Annotated in this window: 8 protein-coding genes; 3 read left to right on the top strand and 5 right to left on the bottom strand. The window is 39.9% G+C overall.

Annotated elements, in window-relative coordinates; translation table 11 throughout:
- Window positions 1–221 precede the first annotated feature (221 nt).
- From LC586_RS38850 to LC586_RS38830, 5 genes are all read right to left on the bottom strand, one after another.
- Window positions 222–1,436 carry an NHL repeat-containing protein gene (locus tag LC586_RS38850; RefSeq protein WP_229491138.1) on the bottom strand — a complete coding sequence of 405 codons (1,215 nt, stop codon included), beginning with the start codon at window positions 1,434–1,436 and terminating at the stop codon, window positions 222–224.
- Window positions 1,437–2,121: 685 nt separating this feature from the next.
- A complete protein-coding gene (locus LC586_RS38845; RefSeq protein ID WP_229491137.1) occupies window positions 2,122–2,967 on the bottom strand; it encodes a NifU family protein in 846 nt (281 codons plus the stop codon).
- 112 nt (window positions 2,968–3,079) lie between these two features.
- Window positions 3,080–3,304, bottom strand: a complete 225-nt coding sequence (locus LC586_RS38840; protein WP_229491136.1) for a hypothetical protein — start codon at window positions 3,302–3,304, stop codon at window positions 3,080–3,082.
- 8 nt (window positions 3,305–3,312) lie between these two features.
- Window positions 3,313–3,579 carry an asr0689 family protein gene (locus LC586_RS38835; RefSeq protein ID WP_229491135.1) on the bottom strand — a complete coding sequence of 89 codons (267 nt, stop codon included), beginning with the start codon at window positions 3,577–3,579 and terminating at the stop codon, window positions 3,313–3,315.
- 92 nt (window positions 3,580–3,671) lie between these two features.
- Window positions 3,672–4,646 carry a hypothetical protein gene (locus LC586_RS38830; RefSeq protein WP_229491134.1) on the bottom strand — a complete coding sequence of 325 codons (975 nt, stop codon included), beginning with the start codon at window positions 4,644–4,646 and terminating at the stop codon, window positions 3,672–3,674.
- Between the two features lie 440 nt (window positions 4,647–5,086).
- Between LC586_RS38830 and LC586_RS38825 the strand changes: the two genes are divergently transcribed.
- The 3 genes from LC586_RS38825 to LC586_RS38820 all read left to right on the top strand — a co-directional run bounded on the left by LC586_RS38825 (window position 5,087) and on the right by LC586_RS38820 (window position 7,648).
- On the top strand, window positions 5,087–5,866 hold the full coding sequence (locus LC586_RS38825) for an Rpn family recombination-promoting nuclease/putative transposase (protein ID WP_229491133.1): 780 nt from the start codon (window positions 5,087–5,089) through the stop codon (window positions 5,864–5,866).
- A gap of 9 nt (window positions 5,867–5,875) precedes the next feature.
- A complete protein-coding gene (locus LC586_RS42470; RefSeq protein WP_369010556.1) occupies window positions 5,876–6,028 on the top strand; it encodes a DUF2887 domain-containing protein in 153 nt (50 codons plus the stop codon).
- Between the two features lie 657 nt (window positions 6,029–6,685).
- A complete protein-coding gene (locus LC586_RS38820; protein WP_229491132.1) occupies window positions 6,686–7,648 on the top strand; it encodes a hydrogenase small subunit in 963 nt (320 codons plus the stop codon).
- The last annotated feature ends 149 nt before the right edge of the window (window positions 7,649–7,797 follow it).

The raw sequence follows: 7,797 nt of genomic DNA, 5'->3' as shown, positions 1-7,797 counted from the left end.
TTTCTTTCTTTCTTTCTTTCTTTCTTTCTTTCTTTCTTTCTTTCTTTCTTTCTTTCTTTCTTTCTTTCTTTCTTTCTTTCTTTCTTTCTTTCTTTCTTTCTTTCTTTCTTTCTTTGTGTCCTTTGCGCCCTTTGCGGTTCGTTTTTCTTTTTTATACTTCAGTCCTAATATGGTTTAGCGCATCTTCATACAGAATTGGTATAACTTTCAAAAATTACGAATTACGAATTACGAAACTGCCACAGCAATATTCGGTTATTTCCAGAATCAGCTATTACCGCCGTATTGCCACAAATTTTTATCCCGTAACACCAATTTAAGCTATCTCGTTTTGGCAGTCCAAAATTACGATTTTCACCTTTACTTTGAAAATTTATTTGTCCTGCTAACCCATCTGCCACTAAACTTTGCAGTGATAAAATTGATTTTGGTTTTCTCCATCCTAACAAACGAGAATTAGCTGTATCTGCAACTACTAACCAATCGTCAGCCACTCCCACACCATAAGGCATACTCAAACTACTAGCACTTGGCAAATAAACTCCTTGATTCATTTCCACAAAATCAAAGCTTTTTTGTCCTAAAACTACTGTACAAGGTGTATTATTTTCTGTGGGTATTCCCTGCCAAATCATTACTCGATGATTACCTGCATCGCTGATAACCAGATTTTCTCCCCAAAAGCTAATATCGTGACACCAACGCATACTCGCTGCGGTTGCAGAACCACCGCCGTTTTCATTGCGAGATATCATATCCGGTTGTCCCAAAACTAAATCAGCAGGTTGACCATTTTCTGTTGGTAATTGATGCCAAATTAATACCCTTCGATTACCAGTGTCAGCAATAAATAGCCGTCCTTGATAATAGAAAACACCATAGGACCAGTGCATTGTACTAGCAGAAGCTTGTTGATTTCCTCGATTTGGTTCATTATCGGTAAAATTAACTTGTCCTAACACCAAATCTGCTGGAACATTGTTATCTTCTGGTAAGTTTTTCCAAATCAAAACCCGATGATTCCAAGCATCTGCTACAGCTAACCCTTCGCCGCAAGCACAAATCCCTGTTGGTACACTTAGGGTTGCCCTTCCCGGTGTACTTTTAGCATTTTGTCCTTCATGATAAAAATCAGGTTGTCCAATTATCCAATCAGCCGGTTGACTATCTCTGGTAGGTAAATTCTGCCAGCCCAATAATCGATGATGTCCTGTATCTGATACCCATAAGGGGCCTGTTTCTGATAACAAACAAGCAGCACGAGGCCCGAACATTGTTGTGGGACTGGGTGCTACAGGTATCACTAATTGTTGTGGTTCAATAATGTTACCTAAAATTACCTCTGCACCTTGAGGTGATAGAGGCAAATATTGATAAATTTCTGTTGCTTCTAGCGGTAATTGTGATATTGGATTAATTTTGATTGGGATATCCATGAACCGCAGATAGACGCTGATAATTATTTAAAATCATTAATGTTGATTAGCATGTAACAACAGTAACGGTTTTGCATTATGCTTTTTTCAAATTCAGTTAAAACCTCTAATCAAGTTCTGTATTAATCAAGCTTAAAAAAATCAAGATAGTACACCCGTAGGGGCACGGCATGCCGTGCCCCTACACCTTGCGATTAATTTTGTACCGCACCTGAGTGGGAACCGCTATAGTAACTTTTGCTACATAGCGAATTTTTGGCATGAGTGCGCGATGTACTGAAATGAGAAAGCAAACTGGGGTTTGAGAAAGTAAAAGCTTATTTTGCTTGCGGAAAACACTAAAATGAGTAAGTCAAATGACCTTTTGCTTGCGGAAAACACCAAAATGAATAAGTCAAATGACCTTTTGAGAAAGTAAAAGCTCATTTTGCTTGCGGAAAACACTAAAATGAGTAAGTTAAAGGTCATTTTGAGTAAGTCAAATGACCTTTTGCTTTCTTAAAAGACTAAAATAACTACCTGAATTACACAAATGAGAATAAATTCAGGGATATTGAGAAAGCATTCAGGCATTTTGCTTGCACAAAACATTAAGATGAATGTGCGAACTACTGAAATGAAAAAGTAAATTAGCGGTGATTGACTAATTGCCTAGTATATTTGCTGAGATGTTATTTTGGCATCATCATTTTTGCAGTTTCACAAAAACCTTATCGTCTTTAATCTTTACTAAATACGACTGAAGCGAAACATCAGGTACAGTCAAACATTTACCTGTCTCTAACTTGTACTGGAATCCGTGGGAAGGACAGGTAATAATACCATTTTCAACCTTACCCTTTTCTAGAGAAGACCCTAGATGAGTGCAAGCATTACGGTAACATGTTACTGTAACACCTTGACGATGTAAAATCAGTGAAGTACCAGCAAGTTGTACTGCCAATACACTAAATTCGGGAATTTGATCAATAGTCGCCATTTTGATCCAAGTAGAAGTTATTTTTGAAGAGAATGGACTGATTAAACCAGAATTCGCGTTGTTAACAATCGGGTTGTAATTGACCGCAACTACTTTGGTAATTTCGGGACAATAGTTTTTGATTGCCTGTTCTACTCCTTGAGATAAAGTCAAAGTAGAAGCTGGACAACTGCTGCAAGTTCCTATTAATCTGACTTCTACTGTATCTGGTGGCTTAATTGCCACTAGTTCTACATCCCCATTATGGCTTTTTAAACCTGGGCGAACTTCTTCAAGGGCTGTCTGAATACGCTGTGCTAATGGTGCTTTTGGCGCTTTAACTAGTTCGTGATAAAGCAGCACTGCATACACTACTTCATCAGCAACAGCATGACGCAAAGCTGACATTGATTCTTGTTTTAGGCTTTTAATCAAATTAGTCAATGCAGCTTTATGCAAAGCCTCAATTGCTCTTTTCAGACCTACTGCTACACACCTTTGGCTTTCATCCCACTCGGATATAATTGCCTCAAAGCGGTTAATTTCCTGAACTAATTCTTCAATTTTTGTCATTAGTCATTGGTCATTAGTCATTAGTCATTAGTCATTAGTCATTAGTCATTAGTCATTAGTCATTAGTCATTAGTCATTGGTCATTTGTCATTGGTTATTCATCAATGACTAATCACTTCATTTTGAAATCTTTGAGGAGAAATGGCATAATGATGCCTGTCACTAAACTAGATAATATTATTGGTAAGTAGAAGGGAATTGGAGCTTGTGCAAGTAACACTAGCAGTAAGAAACCTACGGCAATGCCAATAGTAGTTTGCTTGACAAAATACACTGGGTCGCGTAGTAGCTTTCCTTTAAAAAATAACTTGGCTGAAAACCACCCTATCTCTAACATATTGTCTCCTAATAGTTTGTCAATAAATTTAAGGCAGCAAGCCCTAAGAAGATGGCGGGAATTACACCCGCCGGGGCAAATAATGCACCAAGCATTGCTGAAAACTGATAACCTATATCTTTCCCAGCTAATAGCATTCCGCCAATTGCACCGCCGACCATAGACAATGCTGCTGCTATGATTAGCCACACAATTTCTGTTGCTATGTTCAATTCACCATCGGCTAAACTTGTGATAAAATTTATCACATTTGGGTAGGCTAAAATATCTCTCATGCTGTTTTGTCCTGATTGTTAGGAATTAGGGGAATGGGGAGTGGGGAGTGGGAAGATGAGGGAGAAAGAATAACTAACCTATCCCCTATTCCCTATTCCCTATTCCCTATTTCTGCTTCTACATCTTGTAGCGCTTGGGCTACTACCTCTGCTTGTGCAATTTGTTGGTATTTCGTAAATATTTCTAATGCGTCTTGATAGTAGATACGCGCTTGCAAAAGATTATTGGGATTACCAGCTTCTGGTTTTTCCTGGTCGTCTGGTAAGTTGAATAGAGCGTTGGCTTTGTTTGAAATTGTGTTAGCGTACTCTAGAGGTGTATCTTTGGCGTTACGCACTTTTAACGCTTCGTCATAAGCTGCGATCGCTCTTAAATTATTCTCCACAGGATGGGAACTCACTAAATATTGCAAAGCGTTACCTAAATTGTTTTGCAACATCGCATATTCTCTAGGATGATCAATCAGATTAATATGCTTTAGTGCTACCTCAAATGATTGCACAGCTAACCCTTGGCGCAAGTATTCCCGTTCCGATGCTAGGGGCATAGAAAGGTAAGCGATCGCAATATTATTATACAAAATCGCGTATTCCTGGGGGTAATCTTCCCAAGTAAACACCCGCAACGCCTCATGATAAGCCTGGATGCTGTCGGTTATCCGCGCCAAATTGAATGGTACTAGCGACTGCAACACCAGCCCAAAATTCATCTGCGTCTCTGCTACTTCCTGAGGCGTTGCTAATTGTTGTAAAATCGGTAACGCCTCTTCATAACCGACTTTCGCTTGCAGCAGCAGTTGGTAGTCAGCATCCGGTATTGCCTGTAACGTCCCTGCCATGCCCACTTGGGCCCTGGCTTTCAGTAAGGGATACTCCTCACCACACATCTCATAGGCCCGGTAATATAACCCAACTGCATTTCGCAAGTCTTGGGCAGCTTTGGGCTTTTTTTGAAAACCCTGTGCTATCTCGATCAGCATTTGGATTTTTTCTTCTGCTGAGGCTGACTCTGAAGCAACAGCTGCTAACGCAGCCTTCACCGCCGAATCTGTAATGCTGGGGGTCATAACTCTGCCGTACTCTAGCCTATTGGGAATTGAGTCTGTCAACACCCATGAATGATCAAGACACGCTTTACGCGTCTAATCACGGGCCATACTGATTTACGCAGGCTTCGAGTCCTTTAGGCGGAATTCCCCTTTTTTGTCTGAAACTAGGATTAGGGACTAGGGAAACAGTTGACCCCATGCCCAATCAATTTTTTTACTATAAAACACCCTATTTCTAAAATTCTACTGGGGAATTGCTAATATTAATGTCAGCTTTAAACACCTAATATTTTTAAAATACTTTTTGTATCATCATCTGACACAATGCAAATATTTTTTATTGAATTGTTGACATACATATATTTAGTATCTTTCCAACCTATTTTTGTACACTCCAAAGAGTCGCCACGGGATCGTCAAAGTGTAAAATATGTTCATCAACTGTAAAACAAGCTACCTTGAAAACAGACAGTATCTTCTATCGGATCTTCCAAAGTATCCCCAGCACTTTTTTTGAACTGATTAACCAACCGCCCCAGCTAGCTAGTGCTTACCAATTTTCTTCAGTCGAAGTCAAACAACTAGCGTTTAGAATCGATGGCGTCTTTCTCCCAAATGCAGCAGAACTACCCATCTATTTTGCCGAAGTGCAATTTCAACCAGACAAAAAGTTCTACTCACGTTTATTTACTGAAATCTTTAACTATCTTGACAAAACCGAATTAACCAACAATTGGCGTGGTGTTGTCATCTTCCCCAACCGCAGCGTTGATACTGGAGATACCGAAAGATATACAGAATTACTCAACTCACAACGAGTGACTCGCGTCTATCTTGACGAATTAAGCTCAATTGAGGCATCATCAATCGGCATCAAGACAGTTAAACTCATTATTGAACCCGAATCAACTGCGACAACAAGAGCTATAGAAATAGTCAACAGTGCCCGACAGCAAATTCCAGATGTCGCTACTATTAGGGAAATTATACAATTGATAGAGACGATATTAATCTACAAGTTGCCGCGATTGAGCCAAGAGGAGATCGGAAAAATGTTTGGAGCAAATGAGTTAAAGCAAACTAGATTTTACCAAGATGTTTTTGCAGAAGGCAAACAAGAAGGTAAGTTAGAAACGATACCCCAGTTATTAGTGCTGGGTTTAAGTATTGAGCAGATAGCTCAAGCGTTAGGCTTGGATGAACAAGTTGTTAGGCAAGCTGCACAACCGAAATCCTAAAACAATAGGGTGCGCGAAGGCTTAACAGTGCGTTTAATAGAGACGATATTAATCTACAAGTTGCCGCGATTGAGCCAGGAGGAGATAGGAAAAATGTTTGAATTAAATGACTTGAGGCGTTCATTTTATCGGCACGCTGGTAACAAAATAACCAATTTTTAACAGTTATCAGTTATCAGTTATCAGTTAAGAATTTGATTGTCAATTGGGAGTCAGAGTCCCCCACAACTAAGCAAGTGGTGTTTGAAGTCGCTTTCAAAATTTGAGCACTTAAACCGTGATAACTGATAACTGTTGACTGTTCACTGTTTTAATTGCTAGAACCCTTGATTTTTAAAGCTCTTTCGGGAATGAAACAGCCCTGCCCTTAAAAAGGGGGACTTAATTTCCTCCTTTTTAAGGAGGGTTAGGGAGGATCAAGCCTTAACCCAAGCGTATTGAGTTATTGTATTAAAATCTGACGGCTTAAGATACTCATTACCTCACCCGCATTTGCGGTTGGTAGTAGTGGACTCCAGTCTTTAACATTTGGATAGCCAATCACCTGCAAGTAGTGAACGTTAGGAGTTAAAAACAAAAGGTAATTTTATTTTTACTATTTTTTATTTGTTAAATGTGTTACATAGATAACAGACATAACCCTTGAAATTAATCTCAAAGTAATTTCAGTTATTCTTAATGATTAATTCTTTTTTAATGAAAGTGAATTAAATAAAAAAATATCTTAAAATTGAAAAATAAATATTGATAAACAGGTGAGACTCTACAAGCATTATCACCTACATCATGCATGGTAAACAATAGAAAAATGCATAGCCGATGACTAATGTACTATGGCTACAGGGTGGTGCTTGTTCAGGCAACACCATGTCATTTCTCAATGCCGAAGAACCGACAGTCTGCGATTTAATTGCCGACTTTGGCATCAATTTACTTTGGCATCCTTCCTTGGGATTGGAACTAGGCAACAACTTACAAACACTGCTGCGAGATTGCATTTCTGGCACAATTCCTTTAGATATCTTGGTATTTGAAGGCAGCGTTGTTAATGCCCCCAACGGTACAGGCGAATGGAATCGGTTTGCCGATCGCGCCATGAAAGACTGGTTAGCAGACCTCGCCAAAGTTGCTAAATTTATTGTAGCGGTGGGAGACTGTGCCACATGGGGAGGAATTCCCGCCATGTCACCCAACCCCAGCGAGTCGGAAGGTTTACAATTTCTCAAACGTCAAGAAGGCGGCTTTTTAGGGAAAGATTTTCTCTCACAAGCTGGATTACCTGTAATTAATATTCCTGGATGTCCCGCCCATCCCGACTGGATTACGCAGATATTAGTTGCGATCGCTACTGGACGCATAGCAGACATTGCTTTCGATGAACTAAATCGTCCCCAAACCTTCTTTAACAGCTATACCCAAACAGGTTGTACCCGTAACGTCCACTTTGCCTATAAAGCCTCAACCGCCGAATTTGGACAACGCAAAGGCTGTCTATTTTATGACTTGGGTTGTCGCGGCCCCATGACTCATTCTTCCTGCAACCGTATCTTATGGAACCGCGTCTCCTCCAAAACTCGCGCCGGAATGCCTTGTTTAGGTTGCACAGAACCAGAATTTCCCTTCTTTGACCTTAAACCCGGAACTGTATTTAAAACCCAAACAGTGATGGGAGTTCCCAAAGAATTACCGCCAGGGGTAAACAAAAAAGACTACGCCTTACTCACAATGGTTGCAAAAGATGCAGCACCACCTTGGGCAGAAGAAGACTTTTTTACAGTTTAGTCATTAGTCATTGGGCATTGGGCATTGGTCATTAGTCATTAGTCATTAGTCCTTTGTTTAGACTAATGACTAATTTTCATTTTCCTTCATTTTGAATTTTGAATTCCCCGAAGGGGCTGGCCTCTACCGTACCACCGCAATAGCACTTG

The organism is Nostoc favosum CHAB5714 (assembly GCF_020829495.1).
Lineage (GTDB): Bacteria > Cyanobacteriota > Cyanobacteriia > Cyanobacteriales > Nostocaceae > Nostoc > Nostoc favosum.
Note: the sequence above shows the minus strand (reverse complement) of the source record. Positions and strands in the feature narration are given on the sequence as shown.

Excerpts from the sequence above, each read along its gene's own strand:
- LC586_RS38850 (WP_229491138.1), bottom strand. The coding sequence starts at position 1,436 with ATGGATATCCCAATCAAAATTAATCCAATATCACAATTACCGCTAGAA.
- LC586_RS38845 (WP_229491137.1), bottom strand. The coding sequence starts at position 2,967 with ATGACAAAAATTGAAGAATTAGTTCAGGAAATTAACCGCTTTGAGGCA.
- LC586_RS38835 (WP_229491135.1), bottom strand. The coding sequence starts at position 3,579 with ATGAGAGATATTTTAGCCTACCCAAATGTGATAAATTTTATCACAAGT.
- LC586_RS38830 (WP_229491134.1), bottom strand. The coding sequence starts at position 4,646 with ATGACCCCCAGCATTACAGATTCGGCGGTGAAGGCTGCGTTAGCAGCT.
- LC586_RS38820 (WP_229491132.1), top strand. The coding sequence starts at position 6,686 with ATGACTAATGTACTATGGCTACAGGGTGGTGCTTGTTCAGGCAACACC.
- LC586_RS38840 (WP_229491136.1), bottom strand. The coding sequence starts at position 3,304 with ATGTTAGAGATAGGGTGGTTTTCAGCCAAGTTATTTTTTAAAGGAAAG.